Below are 14926 nucleotides of genomic sequence, written 5' to 3'. Positions count from 1 at the left end.
TGGACAATAGATTGCAGGAGGAGCTATTTAGATATGTCCCGTTCCTATTCCGAACGCGCTATTATATTCGCCGGCGGCAGCCTCGGTCCGTGGGCTGCCGATTTGCCGGTCCCGGGAGATTATTTGATCGGAGCCGACCGCGGGGCGGAATTTCTTGTTCGCCACGGACTGAAGCCCGACCTCGCGCTTGGAGATTTCGATTCCGTCAGCGAAGACGAAATGCGGCGAATCTCCGCCGCTGCCAAGGAGGTGCTTGCCTGCGACGCCTACGATAAAGATTGGACCGATACCGAGCTTGCTCTACGCGAAGCGCTGGATCGCGGCTTCAAGCAGATCGTCGCTGCCGGGGCGCTCGGCACGCGATTCGATCACGGGCTTGGCAACGTGCATCTGCTTCGTCAGGCGCATGAACGCGGAGCTTCGATGACGCTTGTAGACGAGCACAACGAAATTCGGCTGTGCGCCAATCGCCTTCAGTTGGAAGCAGACGGCAAGTACCCTTACGTCTCGCTGCTGCCGCTGTCCCTGGAAGCGACCGGAGTGACGCTGACCGGCTTTCGTTATCCGTTGCTGAACGCTACGCTTAAGTTGGGCTGGTCGCTTGGCATCAGCAATGTGCTCGAAGCGGATACCGGTACGATTGAGCTGTCAGGCGGATTGCTGCTCGTCATACGCAGCCGCGACTAGACGGTTACGACCAGTCCCGACTCGGCAAGCGATACGCAGGCGGGCAGCCCGTAATCGGCGCGAGTGTCGACGTCGTGGGACAGATGCGTGAACAGAACGCGTTCGGGCTTCATCTCGGCAACAAGCTCCAGCCCTTCGCGCATATCGTACACCGACCGCGTCTCCACCGGATAATTTTCCACGACAAAGCTTGTGCCGAGGACAAGCAGAGACAGACCACGCATAGGCGACTTTTGCTCCTCTTCCAGATGGATCGAGTCCGAGCAGTACGCCCAGGCTCTTCCGTCCTTCATACTCTCGAATCGATAAGCGTAGGCAAATCCGTTTTTACCGTGATTCACCCGCCATGGAGTAATCCGCCACTCTCCGTAATTCATGCCTTCGTCATTGGCCGTCATCGACAATTGGCCGACGATCCATGGAAAACGCTCGACAATGCTCTGAATGACATCCTGCGGCGCGTATAGAGCGCCCCTCTCCTGTCTCCATCGACAAGCGTCCGCCCACTCCGTCAAGCCGCCGATATGGTCGAAATGGGCATGCGTAATCAGCGCTTGCGAGATGCCGCGACAGCCGATCGCCTCCATTTGCCCTCGCCAGTCCGGGCCGCAGTCCAGAAGCAGCGGCGGTTCGCCCTCCGTCTCCACCAGAAGCGACGAACGATAGCGGCGGTTCAAGCCGCCGCTTCTCGCTTCCTCGCACACCTCGCAATCGCAATACACTCTTGGCGTTCCCAACGAATCGCCGTTTCCCAGAAAGGTGACTTCCATTCCGCATCCCCTAATTCCCGTATATTTTAAGGTAAGAAAGACAAACAATGACAAGGAGGTTTTATCCCCGTGAAGGAGGCCGCCCGTTGAAAACTCCGACCTTCTCCCTGCTGCAGATCAGCTTTATTTTTATCCAATCGATCGGTCTCGTCAACCATGTGCTCGTCATCCCGTTGCTGCTCGACGCTTCCGGTAGAGACGCCTGGATCTCGGTCCTCGCCACGTTTCTGATTCTCGTCCCCTTTTTCCTGCTGATCGCCCGAATGATCAAGTCGCTTAACCGACAAGCCGCACTTGCTTATCTCCAGGAACGGTTTGGTTCCGTCGTATCCCGGACGATCGCCGGCTTGTTTGCGGTTGCGCTCACTTTGTCCGCCGCCGTGACGGTCAAAGACATGACAACTTGGACAACGTCCTCCTATTTGCCATTTACGCCCCAATACGCCGTGGCCGCATCCTTCTTGCTGCTGTGCGCATACACCGCATCCCGAGGTTTGCGCTCCGTAGCCTTGTCGGCCGGAATTCTACTGCCCTTTATCGTTGTGTTCGGAGAATTCGTTATGATCGCCAACTGGCCACACAAAGACTATGGCTTGCTGTTCCCGATATTCGAGCGCGACGCGGCGGCTTTCTCCCGCGGTATCCCGTTCGCCGGCTCCGGCTTGGTCGAACTCTTGCTGCTGCTGTTTGTCCAACATCATGTTTCCACATCGATCAAAAAGAGACATCTGCTTCTGCTCGCGGTTCTGCTAACCGGCCTGACGCTCGGCCCCTTGCTGGGCAGCATCGCGGAGTTCGGACCGGTCGAAGGCTCGCTGCAGCGTTATCCCGCGTTTGAGCAATGGCGGCTCGTCAAAATCGGCTCCTTTATCGAACATGTCGACTTTCTGTCGATCTTTCAATGGGTGAGCGGAGCGTTCGTCCGATTAAGCTTTACTTTATGGCTGATCTTTCAATTTTTCAATTTTCATAAGCTTGCGCTACCGATCGTGACGCTGGCGATTCTCGGCCTCGTTCTTTATCCGATCGGCGACATCAGCTTCATCTCCTTGCTGACTCACTTTTATTTTCCGGCGGACTTCTATACGATGCTTGCCATGAGCCTGATTTTGCTAATCCTCTTCAAAATTCCCGCCAAAAAACGACAAGGAGCGCAATCATGACTACCGATGCCCTCGATACGCTTAAGGCACGATATCGCCACAATGCGGACGTCATTTCCGATCTCGTTCCTCTTCCGGATCGCACTGGCGCAACTTTGTTTTTCTGTCCGTCGCTATGCGACATTCAACTGATTAATCGGCTGGTGCTGCCGCAAATTCGCGAGCTTTACCACCAAACCGGGCTGGAGAAGACAGAGAATATCGAATACCGCGCTTCGATCCGCCTGCGGCCTATTAAGGAGCTTTCCGCCTCGACAACGGATGCTCTGCTGTTCAAGGGCAATGTAATTATCGGTTTTTCCCAACTGAATATGTTCTTCGCTTTTAACGCGGCTCAATTCCCAGAGCGCCAAACAGAGGAAACAAACATCGAGGTATCGATCCGCGGACCAAAGAATGGATTGGTCGAATCGATAGAAACGAACTTCGGCTTGCTCAGACGTTATATGCCCGTGCATACCGTGTCGTTCGAGACTTATATCATCGGCACAAAAACGGCAACCAAGGTCGGCCTCATCTTCGACTCGGAGAAAATCTCGCCTTCCCTGCTCGCCGATATTCGCGGGAGACTGGAGCGGCTTGGGGGGCAAATCGAGGAACTGATCAGCTCTACGCAGCTTGAAGAGCTGATCTCGGACACTCCATTCAGCCTCTTTCCGCTGACGATCTATACCGGCAGACCCGATTTCGTCACCTCCTGCGTGCTGCGTGGGCGATTCGCGATCGTCATCGACGGAGTGCCCGGCGCCATGATCGCGCCAATCTCGCTGTTGATGCTGCTGAAGACGCCAGAAGATACGCACTTTAATTTCCTATCCGCATCGTTCGGGCAGCTGCTGCGTCTGTTCAGCCTGCTCGTCGCTATTTTTCTTCCCGGCTTCTATATCGCGCTGACCGGCTACCACCAGGATCAAATTCCGTTCCCCTTGCTGGCGACCATCGTGACGACGAGAATCGGCATTCCGCTAAGCACGCCGATGGAGATGTTTCTGGTGCTGACGCTGCTTGAAACATTTAAGGAAGCCGGATACCGTCTTCCCTCGATGATCGGACAGACGCTAACCGTCGTCGGCGGCCTTATTATCGGAGATGCCGCAATTCGCGCCGGGCTGATCTCCCCTTCCATGGTCGTCATCGCCGCAATGTCGACCGTCGCCGGATCAACGCTCGTGAGTCAAACGCTAAGCGGCACTGTGAGCATATTGCGTTATTCGTCGGTTTTTATTAGCGCAACCTTGGGAATGTACGGCTTTATGCTGTCCGTTCTTATCCTGCTCGTATACTTGACCAGCCTCAACTCGTTCGGAGTATCGTTCCTCGCGCCGCTTGCCCCGATCACGCCGAAAGATATCGGCAGAGCTCTGCTCATGTTCCCCCGCAAGCTGGGCACCTACGTACCGCGATACTTAAAAAAGCGATCTTAAAGGAATGATTTCGCTTGCCTAAACTGCTGCTAAAGGTCTGCGCGCTGCTAACGATTACCCTCTCGTCCATGACGATCGCAGGATGCTGGGATTACAAAAATATCGACCGCATGAACTATTTGACCTCGCTGAGCATCGACTACGAGAACGAGCAGTTTGTCGTCTATCTCCAGTCGGCGCAGTTTTCCGAAATCGCTAGGCGCGAAGGCGCACCCGTCGGCGCCAAGCAGAATGACGTGGTCGGGATCGGCAAAGGCAAATCGATTGCGGACGCGATGTTCAAGGTGTACAAATCCGAGCAATTTCCGATATATTGGGGACACATCAAGACGGTCATATTCACGAAACGAGCGCTGCGCAACGTCGGCATCATCGATCTGACGGATCTTATCAACCGATACCGGGAGATCCGTTACAACCTGTGGCTGTTCGGAACGGATGAACCGATTGAGAGACTGCTTAATGCGTTTCCGTTTTACAATCGTTCGCTTTACGATTCGTTAATGATGAAGCCCGACGAGTCGTATAGACAGTTCTCTTACATCAAGCCGGTTTATTTATACCGCTTCCTGTCCGATACTTACGAGCGCGGCAAAACCGCCATGATCCCGCGATTGACGATTGATTCCTCAAGTTGGCTCGAAGGCGGCAAACCGATTTCGCTATTGATCATGGACGGAGCCTTTTTCTTCAAGGGAACCGACTTCTTGGGTACGTTGACTACAGAGCAATTAATAGGAAAACGGTACCTGGACGAAAAAATGTTCCGGGTACCGCTTACGATTGAAAATGAGGAAAATCCGGTTATCACCTTTGTTGTCCGCATGAAAAAATTTAAGGTCCGTTACGCCGTTCGGGACGGAAGGTTGAACTTCAACCTCGACATCAAGGTTAAAGCCTTCATTGATGAAATGCAGCAAAATCTCGACGAAGCGAAAATGAGACAGCTGCTGGAACAAGAGGTCGAGAAAACCGTAAGATCCACTTACGACGCCGGTAAAAACATTGGCGCAGACATTCTGAACCTAGGTTATCCGATCTTCAAATATCACCATTCCGACTGGAAGTCTTACCTGCGCGGAGAGGGCTTCGCTTCCGCCGCGCTCGGTTCGGTTCGCGTGCAGGCTATGATCATCCATTCCGGCAAATACAAGGGACGAATCGCCGAATCGCCGAAGTCATAGCGGAAGCAGTTCGACCTCGTCCCTTCCTTCCAGCTCGCGGATCATCTCTTCCCATTCCTTCGGTTTGTTCGGCAGCGCCGAATAATATTGCCGGAGGAAACGAACGATTAAGTCGGAAGGCAGCGAATGCTGCGCCGCCTCGGCCGAACAGAACCCGAGATCAAGCTCGGATACCGCTTTGCCCTCGTGATCCCACGAAGGGTGAACGTAATTCAGATCAAGCCTCCGATAGCCGATATGAGACAGCACTTCGCGTCTGACGGCCGGATGCATCGGAAGCACGTTGCCGAACTTCAGCGAGGAAACCGAATGCGGCCGATAAATCTCCGCGAACATGCCGATCGATTCCGTGCCGCTCTCCTTCTGCAGCCTTTCGAGATCGCGGGATCTCTCGATGTACAGAAAACGTCCGATACCCAGCCCGGCCGTGCCGATAATCGTAAAATCGGTCATTGCAACGCGCATATCCGGGTAATAGCGGTATTCCGTCGCACCGACAACGCTGTCGTTATGAACCGCGACATAGACGTGAATGCCCGGATCTTCGAGCGGTTCCTTCCATAATTCGAACGCGAGCACTTCCTCTGGCGGGAAGATCGAGCTCATTAGACGATGCATTTGCGCAAAATTGGGATCTTCTATCGATGTAACGCGGATATATTCCATATTCATCTCTCCGTCTTAAAAGGATTTCGCCATTCCATCAAAGCCGCATAATTCAAGGATTGCTCGTCTTCCAAGTATTCGGCGGCGACTCCTACCGGCAATCTGCCGCAGCGAAGCATGAAGGTGATCACCGGATCTTTCAGCTCGCCTTCGCATACTTTTCGAACGTACTCCTCCGGTCCCATATTGGCGGAATGGACTTTGTAGCCGGGTATGCGTCCTCCTCCGAGCAATCGGCGACAGCCTAGATGAACGACCGTCTCGAACATCGACTGCATCAGCCATTTCCCCAGCCCCAGCTTGCGATAGTGCGGATCTACGCACAGATCGACGACGTAAATCGTATCTCCGTCCGGCTCGTGATTGCGAATGTAACCGTTATCCGTCATCGAGGCCCAATTGTGAGGCCTGTCTTCGGACACAGTAACTCGCAAAGCCGTCATCGAGCCAACGATCGTTCCGTCTACCTCCGCGCAAAGCGCTCCTTCCGGGAAACGGGTTGCGTGCTCGTTCAGCTGCTCTTCGTTCCACCACAGCTCGGACGGAAAAGGCGGAGGAAAACACCTCGCCTGCAATGCGATCAGATTCGCGAAGTCCCCCCTTCCATAATTACGAATGGTCAGCGACAGCATCCGGCCTTCGCCGGGCATGTTCACCAGTTTTAGCACCTCTGCACCTCCCGTAGCCGTTCCGGACACGGGGACCGAAACTATGCTGAAACTATGTTCCCATTACTTACTTCCTATAGTATCTTTTTAGATCCGGCTGAGTTCAATATTCGACGTCGAATCCGCTTCCTGTTCCGCTTCGTGATCAAAATTGGACTTTTTGAACTTCCGTTCAAATGAGGGTTCAAAAAGTCCGATTTTCAGCACCGAGAAGGTTGGACGAAGCTAGGAGACGAGGAACGGAGTGTAGGCAAACCTACATGAGTACCGGAGGATCCGGCTGAGTTCAAGATTCGACGTCGAATCCGCTTCCTGTTCCGCTTCGTGATCAAAATTGGACTTTTTGAACTTCCTCTTAAACTTTGCGGGGCAGTTGGATCGATACCGTTGTCCCCTTGCCCGGCTTGCTGTATACCTCTACGCTGCCCTCGTGAACGTCGATAATCTTCTTGGCAATCGACAGACCGAGGCCGCTGCCTCCGGTTGAACGGTGTCGGGCTTCATCCACCCGGTAGAAGCGCTGAAACATGTTCGGGATCTCGTTCTCGGGAACGCCGATGCCGTAATCGATCACCTCCAGCTTGATGCCGCTCTTCTGATTGCGAATTCGCACGTCGATCGGCTCCTTGCTGTACTTCAGCGCGTTGTCGATAAGGATGAGCAGCAGTTGCCGCACCTTATCCTTATCTCCCTTCATGTACACGAACTGATGATCCGAATGCACGCGAATGCTGCGATGGAACGTCGTGCCGAGCACTTCGGACAACTCCCGGACGATGCCCACGACGTCAAAACGCGATACGTTCAGCCAATTGTCCTGCTCCGCTTCGGCGAGCGTAAGCATGGAACGAATCAGATTTTGCAAACGTTCCGTTTCCCTGGCAATCGCTTCGATCGCTTCGTCCCGGACTTCTACGTTATCCCTTCCCCAGCGCTTCAGCATATCCGCGTAGCTGGAAATAACCGTAAGCGGCGTCTTTAGCTCGTGTGAGGCGTCCGCGACGAAATGCTTCTGGCTCTCGATCGTCCTGTCCAGCCGGTCGATCATCTGGTTAAACGCCCGCACCATCTGCTGCAGCTCAATCGATTCTTCCCGCCCATTCAGCTTGACGCGATACAGCTTGCCGCTTCGGTCGATCTCGCGCATCGTCTGCACCATCTGGCCGATCGGCCCCGTAAGTCGGGACGTAAACCAATACGTGCCGAAAATGGCGAACACGACCGCGCCGATACTCGTGACGGTCAGAGCGCCGACCAGAATTTGTAAATAGCTGTCCAGCACGGTCAACCGACGGGCCGCCTCTATCGTGCCGACCATCCGTCCTTGATCAAATATCGGCTTGGATAGAAACAGCACGCGCTGTCCGTTGATCTGCATCGTGTCCGAGTAGTTGTATACCTGGAACTGCGAAGGAATCGAGAGCAGTTCCTCGTCCGTCCCGACTTTATTGACAATCTGTTCGCCCACGACGACTCTCATCATCTCGTTGTAGTTGTAAAGATCGCTGAGCAGCTTCGGTTCGTCAAGCCCCTGCATACTTCGCTTGCGCAATGACTCGATCACCTGATCCGCCTTGCTGGCCAGAAGCTGCAGCTCTCCTCGCGTCGTGACCCGAATCACGAAGAAGTAGACGAAAATATTGTACAAAATCAAAATAAAAATCAACCAGAAAACCGTAAATAAGGTAAATCTGGATCTAAGGGTCATGCATCCGGCTCCTTCAGCATATACCCGACGCCGCGAACGGTGTGCAGCAGCTTATGACGATACCCCTTGTCCATCTTCTGCCGCAAATAACGAATGTAGACGTCGACGACGTTCGTATCGCCGATATATTCGTAGCCCCATACATCGGACAAAATTTCGTCCCGCGTCTTCTCTTCGTTTTTATTGCGGGCCAAGTACAGCAACAGCTCGAATTCCCGCGGCGTCAGATCGATCGAATGATCCTTGCGATATACTTTGCGCGTCAGCAGCTCAATCGTCAAATCGCCGATTTTGATTACGTCCTCGCTATCGCCCTCGCGGGACGCTTTGAATATTCGCAGCAGATTCCGCACTCTTGCCAGCAGTTCCTCCATCGCGAACGGCTTCGTAATATAATCGTTGGCCCCATGCTCGAAGCCGCTCACCTTATCGGGAACCGTATCCCTGGCCGTCAGCAAAATGACCGGAACGGCAGCGTCGTTCTGACGCAGCCGACGAAGCACCTCGATGCCGTTCAGTTCAGGCAGCATCACGTCGAGCAGCACGAGATCCCATTCTCCGGACACGGCCATCTCCAGCCCTTTGCGCCCGTCGGCCGCTCTTCCTACGCCATAGCCTTCATGCTCCAGCTCAAGTTGCAAAATTCTTGCAATCGAATCTTCATCCTCGATAATCAATATATTTTCATTATTCATCATCATCACCTCGCATTTGTTCCTAACCTATTGTACCACGCCTGTCAAAGCGAATAAAAATAGGTCGAAGGGCGTCAGTTTGTCAACGCGATCGTTCGGACAAAAGACTCATCACAGATCGCAGCGCCCGCTGCATCGTTCGACCCGTCCGCTCGTCCCGCGGAAAACCTTCTCCTCTCCACAGCGCGTTCAGCATGAGGGAGGAAGGGAGCTCAGGCAAGATGGCTGCAGGGGCTTCCGGAAACAGGGCCAGCCAACTGGAGCGATCATCGAACGGCTGATCCCGGTTCGCGATCCATAGGCTGCGAATACCGCGGCGTTCGGCCTGTCCGAACAGCTCCGCGCAGGCCGACTGTCTGCGCGGCGACCATTTGGCCGGATAGCAGTCGGCCACGAGCGCGACGAGATCGGCCGTGCGCAGCACATAATCCATCGTCGCGGGATGCTCCCAGCGGCTGGAAACGTCAAGCAGCACAAGCGGAACGCCAAGTCGCCTGATCCACTTGCCCAGCTCCTTGCCCGGCTCGCGGTTAACGGCCGGCTCCTCCTCCGGACGAAGCGGATAATAGGCGGCAGCGCCTTCTCGCCATGCGGGGACGGTCGCCTGTCTCCCGTCCGCGCGAGCGAATACGGCGCTCTTCGGCATCCGCCTCTCCCCGTTCAGCAGAGCGAACAGCTCCGCATCGCCGCCTGGACACTCGACGAGCGCGTGCGCCTTGCTTTGGCTACCGAGCGTCGCCGACAATGCCAACGACGCGAATGTTGCTCCTGCTCCCGGATAAGTGGAGACGAGCGCTATGACTCGCGTATCCGCCCGGCTCTGTTCTTGCTCTTGCGCGGCTGACGGCGAAAAGCCGTCCAGGCCGACAAGCTCCAGCTTGATCCGGGATAACTCCTCGAGCAGTTCATCCGCGGAACGCGGTCTGTCCGCCTGCTCTACTTCCAGCATCCGTCCGAGCAACAGAGAGAAATCGGCGGGAACGTCCTCCTGCAGCGCCTGGGCGATTGCGCCGCGATGGCGCATGGCGAAGCGTCCGCCCGACAGAAGGAAGTACGCTAATGCGCCTAAACCGTACAGATCGGTGCGCTCGTCGGACTGTTCGCCCCGCAGCTGCTCCGGCGCGGCAAAGCCCGGAGTGCCGAGCTGCAGCGTGTCGCTCGTCTTATGCTCGCGATAGCGTCGGGCGATGCCGAAGTCAACCAGAATCGCCTTATCTCTCTGACCCAGAAGCACGTTCGCGGGCTTCAGATCGCGGAAGACGACGGCTGGAGCCAGCGAATGCAAATACGTTAGCACGTTTGTCAGGTCGATCAGAACATCGAGCACGAGCGGAAACCCGAGGCGCAGCCCGTACCGTTCGAAGCGCTCGGCAAGCGTATCGCCGGCAATGTACTCCATTACGATGCATGCGACGCCGCTTGCGTCAGGAGGATAATAATCGACGATGGCCGGCAAATGCGGGTGATCCAGCTCGCTCAGCAGCTGCGCCTCCGGAAGGAAAGCCCTGCGTTCCTCCGGCAGCGGCCGGGTCAGCTTAAGCGCCCTCATCTTCCCTCCGAGCCTCGTATCTTCGGCTAAGTAAACCCGCCCCATTCCTCCCCTGCCGATCGGCATCGCAATTCGATAGCGATCGCCAAACAGCATGCCCGGCTCCAGCTCAAGACCATGTATCTGCGAATTATCCATGTTTTTCCTCTCTCCTCTTCTAGGGTGTGTAGCCGGTTAACGCAAATAACCCGCATCTCGTTCCGCAGCTGCGAACGAATAATCGTTCGTGGCTGCGGCCGGATGCGGGATGCTTTCCCGACGGCGGATTTTATTTTCTCTTCACCCATATTGTAACTTCTTCGCGGTTGTGAAACAACTGCTTCACCTGACGAACATCGAAAAGTCGGCCATACTCCTCCGTCAACTCGTCGATCGTCTGCAGCGGCTTACGGTACATAAGCTTTAGCGTAATGATGCCCGAGCCTCCGGCGCTAATCGACGGAGCCAACTCCGAAACGATCCGGCAAGTATGATACGGGTCCCAGCTCATGTCGCAAACGAACAAATCGAACGAGCCCGGAGAGAACGACACCTCTGCGGCATTGCGGCGAATATGGCGCAAATGCGGGTTCATAACAAGCGACTCGTCCATCTCGGCCGGATCGACTGCCGTTACCTTAAGACCGCGCTCCAACAGCACGGACGTCCAGCCTCCGGGAGCGGCCCCAAGATCAAGCGCGTTGGAGAATCGGTCCAGCGGCAGATTAAACGCCTTTTCCGCCTCAAGCAGCTTAAACGCCGCTCGCGAGATCAAGCTGTCATCCTTGCGGAAACGAACGGCGCCGCCCGGCCAGTCGGACAAATTGTCACGAGGACGTGAGCAGCCCATGAACAGCTTCTTCTTCGACGCATAGATCGAAATGATCCAATCCGCCTCGCGAGCTACGACCTCGGCTCCAAACCCGTTCACGACCGGAACGATCGTATCCCGGCCTTCCGCCGACGAGAACGGGAAGGGACTGTTCTGCTCCTTGCGGACTTGAATCGCCGCCTTCGCGCCCTTCAGCCGTTCCCCGAGTGTGGCGGCGAAAGCTCTCATAAGCTCCGCTGTCGCCTCCCGGTCGCCGCTTGCTTCGCCCTCGGCTTCGACCGGAAACAGATGCCGCAGAAACACCGGCTCTTTGCGGCGAAGCTCCTTCAGCGTCTGCTCCCGCTCCTGCTCCTCGATCGCGAACATAAACGTCTCGCCCGGAGCGAGGCCGGACACCTTGGCGCCTTGAAACCGTCGTCTTAATTCCTCCATCGCGTAAGGAGCGAAGCTCGGATTGGCCGTGCAGACGAACGCGATCATGCGTTGTTCTCCTTCCGGACTTCGATCCACGGACGATCGTTCGACCAGCGTACGTCGATAGGGAGATCGTAGGCTTCCTTCAGCTTCTCCGGCGTCAGCACGTCCTTCTTCAAGCCCGAGGAGACGAAATAACCTTCGGCCATCAGCGCCACATGCGTGATCACGGGAACAATCTCTTCGATATGATGCGTGACATAGAGAAGAGAAACATCGTTCTCGGCCAGCTCCGTCAGCGACTGCAGAAACTTCTCGCGCTCGTACAGATCCAGACCCGCGCAAGGCTCGTCCAGAATGAGCAGACGCGGAGACGACATCATCGTGCGGGCGAGCAGCGCCTTCTTGCGTTCCCCCTGCGATAACGTGCCAAACGGCTGCTCGGCGTAGTCGCCCAGCCCGACACGCTTCAATTGCTCGTAGGCTCTATCTTTCACTTCCTGCGGCACTTCCTCGTAGAAGCGCAGGAAAGCGAACGCACCGCTCGCAACGATCTCCCACAGCGGATCGCCCAGCTCCATTTTCTCAATCAGAGCCGGACTGATATAGCCGATCTGCCTGCGCACCTCCCGCACGTCTATCGTTCCATAACGATTGCCGAGCACGTCGACGGTACCCGAAGTCGGGAACTGATAAGCGGTCACGATTTCCAGAATCGTCGATTTGCCGCAACCGTTGCGCCCGAGAATCGCCCAGTGCTCGCCCGAATTAACTTTCAGATCGACGCCGCGGAGAATATCGCGTTCCCCGCGCCGAAATGTCAAATTTTGCAGATGAATCATAAGTCCTCTCTCGCCTTCCTTAGCAGTTCCACCAGCTCCACGACCGAGGGGAAACGATAATGTTTGCTCCATGAGCCGCTCTTGCGCTTAATGATCAGGCAGGGCACGCTCTCGATCTTGAGCAGTTGGGCCATCTCGGGCATCGCGTTCAAATTCGCCCGCGCAACGGGCGTCTCCGGCACGAGCTCCGTCGCCACAGTAAGCATGCGCCCCGCCGCTAGGCAGGTGCCGCATAACGGCGTATGGACGAACAAAGCCAGGGGCGCCGGCGAGAATGTCCAATCCCGCATCCAGCTCTCCGGCTCCCAGTCACGCATCCCGCCGCTCCTCAGCCGCTTCGCGAAGCACGGACGGCGGCATCGGCCCGTCGTGAACTTCGACTCCGGCCGGATTGGCCGCGCGCAAATCCCGCACCATATTCGCCCGTCCCAGCATGCTGGATGAATGAACGAAAATTCGCTTAGGGTACTTGTTCGCGGCAATCAGGCCATGCACGACCGCCAGCCCGTTCGGTTGGCCAAAGCCCAGCTCGTAATCGAGCGACAAAATATCGACCTCGCATTCGGTCAACAGCAGCAGGCACTCCTCCGCCGAACGCGCCGCGACAAAGCCGCGCGGACAGGGCCGAATGTCATCCAAATAAACGTTGATCATCCTTCTTCCTCCCCCGACCATCGTCTAACCAGCTTCACCTGCTCCCGATGCGTGCCGTCTGTGCCCGCAGGCGTCTCCATAATAAGCGGAACGTTCCGCAACTCGGGCGTGCCGAGCAACTCCTCGAATTGCGCTTGGCCGATTCGGCCTTCCCCGATCGGCGCGTGCCGATCCTTGCGCGAGCCCGATTCATGCAGAGAATCGTTCAGATGAACCGCTCGCACATGCTCCCAAAGCCCCAAATCTCTGGCTCGCTCCGCGAAAGCTCCCCACCTGCCCTGCTTCCATTCGCCGCTAGCGTACAGATGACACGTATCCAGGCAAAAACCGATTTTGTCGGGATGCTGGGCCAACGAGCGAATTTGCGTCAGCTCTTCCGGCGTCGTGCCCATCGGACCGTGATCTCCGGCCTGATTTTCGAGTAAAATTTGCGCTTTGCCATGCCAGAGCGCAGTTACGCTATTGATCCATTGTATAACATTCCGGTAGCCTTGCAACCTGTCCTCGCCCTTATAAGTTCCGAAATGGACGACAACGCCGATTGAGCCGCAAGCCTCCGCGATCTGCAAATCGTTAAGCGTGCATAGTGCCATACTCCGCGACGCCTCCCCTTCGGAGGCGGGGTTAACGGGATAAGGTCCGTGCCCGATCGATAAGATGCCGCGTTCCCGGCACCAGACGGCGCACCTCTCGGCATCGCCGCGGTCGAACGCCTTCGGCTGAAGCGTTCTTGGGTTTTTCGGAAAATATTGAAAACAGTCTCCCCCGATCGCCGCCGCGTGTTCCGCCGCCGCGCGATAGCCGCGGCGCGTGCTGACATGGCTGCCGACCCTGCTCATTTAAGCTTCCCGCTGGCAATTCGGACAAAAAAACATTTTGCGCCCGCTAAGCGTCTCTTGACGAATCGGCGTTCCGCACACGTCGCAAGGCTCGTCGGGACGGTCGTACACGAGGCAGCGATCATTGTAACCGCCGGTCAGCCGATCGTCCGGCGTCAACGGAGGCTCCATGTATCCGCCTGCCTCCTTCGCCTCGTTCAGTACCTTGTGCATGGCCCGATACAGCCGTTCTGCCTCCTCGTCGTTCAGCTTGTTCGCGGCCACCGCCGGATGAAGTTTCGCTTCGAAGCAAATTTCGTCGCTGTAGCAGTTGCCGATGCCGGCGATAAAGTGCTGGTCCGTCAGCGCCGTTTTTAGCTTGCTCCGTTTGGAGCCGACCAGCTTGCGGAACGCTTCGAGCGTCAGGCGCGGGTCGAATGGCTCCGGACCGAGCTCCTTCATGCGCTCAAGGGCCGTTTTGGCCGAAATCCGGTGCAGGTAGCCAAGACGCAGCCCTCCGAAATAAAGCGAATGATCGTCGTCGAACGCCAAAATGACTTGAAAATGGCTGTCCGGTTTAGGACCCTCCGTTCCATAGGCTAACCATCCGCCCAGCATGAGATGAAGCAGCAAACGGTTGCCGTCGTCCAAATGGAAAAGCAAGTGCTTGCCTCTGCGTTCGACAAACAAAATGGTGCGCCCGGCAAGCGCCGCAATGAATTCGTCTACGGGCTCGTTGACCGATTCGGCGCGATTTACGGTCGCCTTGACGATTTTTCGGCCGCCGAGCAGCGACGAAAGCTGTGTGCGGTAATGTTCCATTTCCGGATACTCCGGCATGATGATCTTCCTTTCTTTCCGCTCTGTTGGCGT

At 56.1% G+C, this 14926-nt stretch carries 16 protein-coding genes; 4 read left to right on the top strand and 12 right to left on the bottom strand.

The features are described 5' to 3' along the window. Positions 1-33: 33 nt before the first annotated feature. Complete coding sequence (locus J4772_RS12270) at positions 34-687, top strand: thiamine diphosphokinase (RefSeq protein ID WP_116061111.1); 654 nt, start codon at positions 34-36, stop codon at positions 685-687. Here the strand turns inward: J4772_RS12270 and J4772_RS12265 are convergent. After that, complete coding sequence (locus J4772_RS12265) at positions 684-1457, bottom strand: MBL fold metallo-hydrolase (protein ID WP_209075416.1); 774 nt, start codon at positions 1455-1457, stop codon at positions 684-686. The genes J4772_RS12270 and J4772_RS12265 overlap by 4 nt on opposite strands. A gap of 86 nt (positions 1458-1543) precedes the next feature. Here J4772_RS12265 and J4772_RS12260 point away from each other — a divergent pair, with 86 nt between their 5' ends. From J4772_RS12260 to J4772_RS12250, 3 genes are read left to right on the top strand one after another with little or no spacing between them, the layout of a single operon-like run. Then, the gene (locus J4772_RS12260; RefSeq protein ID WP_181917669.1) at positions 1544-2620 is read left to right on the top strand and encodes a GerAB/ArcD/ProY family transporter; all 1077 of its coding nucleotides are present in this window, start codon (positions 1544-1546) and stop codon (positions 2618-2620) included. Continuing rightward, positions 2617-4044, top strand: a complete 1428-nt coding sequence (locus J4772_RS12255) for a spore germination protein (protein ID WP_209075415.1) — start codon at positions 2617-2619, stop codon at positions 4042-4044. The genes J4772_RS12260 and J4772_RS12255 overlap by 4 nt, the downstream gene beginning before the upstream one ends. Before the next feature lie 14 nt (positions 4045-4058). Further along, complete coding sequence (locus J4772_RS12250) at positions 4059-5228, top strand: Ger(x)C family spore germination protein (RefSeq protein ID WP_209075414.1); 1170 nt, start codon at positions 4059-4061, stop codon at positions 5226-5228. On the opposite strand, the gene J4772_RS12245 is transcribed toward J4772_RS12250, so the two are convergent. From J4772_RS12245 to mutM, 11 genes are all read right to left on the bottom strand, one after another. Continuing rightward, on the bottom strand, positions 5223-5894 hold the full coding sequence (locus J4772_RS12245; protein WP_116061106.1) for a GNAT family N-acetyltransferase: 672 nt from the start codon (positions 5892-5894) through the stop codon (positions 5223-5225). The genes J4772_RS12250 and J4772_RS12245 overlap by 6 nt on opposite strands. A gap of 2 nt (positions 5895-5896) precedes the next feature. Continuing rightward, positions 5897-6544, bottom strand: a complete 648-nt coding sequence (locus tag J4772_RS12240) for a GNAT family N-acetyltransferase (RefSeq protein ID WP_209077117.1) — start codon at positions 6542-6544, stop codon at positions 5897-5899. Positions 6545-6917: 373 nt separating this feature from the next. Further along, positions 6918-8270 carry a sensor histidine kinase gene (locus J4772_RS12235; protein WP_116061105.1) on the bottom strand — a complete coding sequence of 451 codons (1353 nt, stop codon included), beginning with the start codon at positions 8268-8270 and terminating at the stop codon, positions 6918-6920. Next, entirely contained in the window at positions 8267-8968 is a 702-nt protein-coding gene (locus tag J4772_RS12230; protein WP_371822895.1) for a response regulator transcription factor, read from the bottom strand. Before J4772_RS12230 ends, J4772_RS12235 begins: the two co-directional genes overlap by 4 nt. 79 nt (positions 8969-9047) lie before the next feature. Beyond that, the gene (locus J4772_RS12225; protein ID WP_209075413.1) at positions 9048-10652 is read right to left on the bottom strand and encodes a serine/threonine protein kinase; all 1605 of its coding nucleotides are present in this window, start codon (positions 10650-10652) and stop codon (positions 9048-9050) included. Positions 10653-10782: 130 nt separating this feature from the next. Then, positions 10783-11805 (bottom strand): SAM-dependent methyltransferase, encoded by a 1023-nt coding sequence (locus tag J4772_RS12220; protein WP_209075412.1) that lies wholly within the window; start codon positions 11803-11805, stop codon positions 10783-10785. Continuing rightward, positions 11802-12581, bottom strand: a complete 780-nt coding sequence (locus J4772_RS12215; RefSeq protein WP_116061102.1) for an ABC transporter ATP-binding protein — start codon at positions 12579-12581, stop codon at positions 11802-11804. The genes J4772_RS12220 and J4772_RS12215 overlap by 4 nt, the downstream gene beginning before the upstream one ends. Next, a complete protein-coding gene (locus J4772_RS12210) occupies positions 12578-12898 on the bottom strand; it encodes a thioredoxin family protein (protein WP_246016521.1) in 321 nt (106 codons plus the stop codon). Before J4772_RS12210 ends, J4772_RS12215 begins: the two co-directional genes overlap by 4 nt. After that, positions 12891-13235: a cyclic-phosphate processing receiver domain-containing protein gene (locus J4772_RS12205; protein ID WP_116061101.1), complete on the bottom strand. Its 345-nt coding sequence runs from the start codon at positions 13233-13235 to the stop codon at positions 12891-12893. Before J4772_RS12205 ends, J4772_RS12210 begins: the two co-directional genes overlap by 8 nt. Next, complete coding sequence (locus J4772_RS12200) at positions 13232-14074, bottom strand: deoxyribonuclease IV (RefSeq protein ID WP_116061100.1); 843 nt, start codon at positions 14072-14074, stop codon at positions 13232-13234. Before J4772_RS12200 ends, J4772_RS12205 begins: the two co-directional genes overlap by 4 nt. Beyond that, positions 14075-14893, bottom strand: a complete 819-nt coding sequence (mutM, locus tag J4772_RS12195; RefSeq protein ID WP_209075411.1) for a bifunctional DNA-formamidopyrimidine glycosylase/DNA-(apurinic or apyrimidinic site) lyase — start codon at positions 14891-14893, stop codon at positions 14075-14077. Positions 14894-14926 lie beyond the last annotated feature (33 nt).

It is taken from the genome of Cohnella sp. LGH (assembly GCF_017671885.1).
In the GTDB taxonomy this organism is placed as follows: Bacteria; Bacillota; Bacilli; order Paenibacillales; family Paenibacillaceae; genus Cohnella; species Cohnella phaseoli.
This window is presented reverse-complemented; position numbering and strand designations above follow the sequence as displayed.

What these genes read in the sequence shown, in the direction of transcription:
- J4772_RS12220 (WP_209075412.1), bottom strand. Translation starts at nt 11,805, where the DNA reads ATGATCGCGTTCGTCTGCACGGCCAATCCGAGCTTCGCTCCTTACGCG.
- J4772_RS12265 (WP_209075416.1), bottom strand. Translation starts at nt 1,457, where the DNA reads ATGGAAGTCACCTTTCTGGGAAACGGCGATTCGTTGGGAACGCCAAGA.
- mutM (WP_209075411.1), bottom strand. Translation starts at nt 14,893, where the DNA reads ATGCCGGAGTATCCGGAAATGGAACATTACCGCACACAGCTTTCGTCG.
- J4772_RS12235 (WP_116061105.1), bottom strand. Translation starts at nt 8,270, where the DNA reads ATGACCCTTAGATCCAGATTTACCTTATTTACGGTTTTCTGGTTGATT.
- J4772_RS12225 (WP_209075413.1), bottom strand. Translation starts at nt 10,652, where the DNA reads ATGGATAATTCGCAGATACATGGTCTTGAGCTGGAGCCGGGCATGCTG.
- J4772_RS12230 (WP_371822895.1), bottom strand. Translation starts at nt 8,968, where the DNA reads ATGATGAATAATGAAAATATATTGATTATCGAGGATGAAGATTCGATT.
- J4772_RS12210 (WP_246016521.1), bottom strand. Translation starts at nt 12,898, where the DNA reads ATGCGTGACTGGGAGCCGGAGAGCTGGATGCGGGATTGGACATTCTCG.
- J4772_RS12205 (WP_116061101.1), bottom strand. Translation starts at nt 13,235, where the DNA reads ATGATCAACGTTTATTTGGATGACATTCGGCCCTGTCCGCGCGGCTTT.
- J4772_RS12255 (WP_209075415.1), top strand. Translation starts at nt 2,617, where the DNA reads ATGACTACCGATGCCCTCGATACGCTTAAGGCACGATATCGCCACAAT.
- J4772_RS12240 (WP_209077117.1), bottom strand. Translation starts at nt 6,544, where the DNA reads ATGCCCGGCGAAGGCCGGATGCTGTCGCTGACCATTCGTAATTATGGA.
- J4772_RS12200 (WP_116061100.1), bottom strand. Translation starts at nt 14,074, where the DNA reads ATGAGCAGGGTCGGCAGCCATGTCAGCACGCGCCGCGGCTATCGCGCG.
- J4772_RS12245 (WP_116061106.1), bottom strand. Translation starts at nt 5,894, where the DNA reads ATGGAATATATCCGCGTTACATCGATAGAAGATCCCAATTTTGCGCAA.
- J4772_RS12270 (WP_116061111.1), top strand. Translation starts at nt 34, where the DNA reads ATGTCCCGTTCCTATTCCGAACGCGCTATTATATTCGCCGGCGGCAGC.
- J4772_RS12215 (WP_116061102.1), bottom strand. Translation starts at nt 12,581, where the DNA reads ATGATTCATCTGCAAAATTTGACATTTCGGCGCGGGGAACGCGATATT.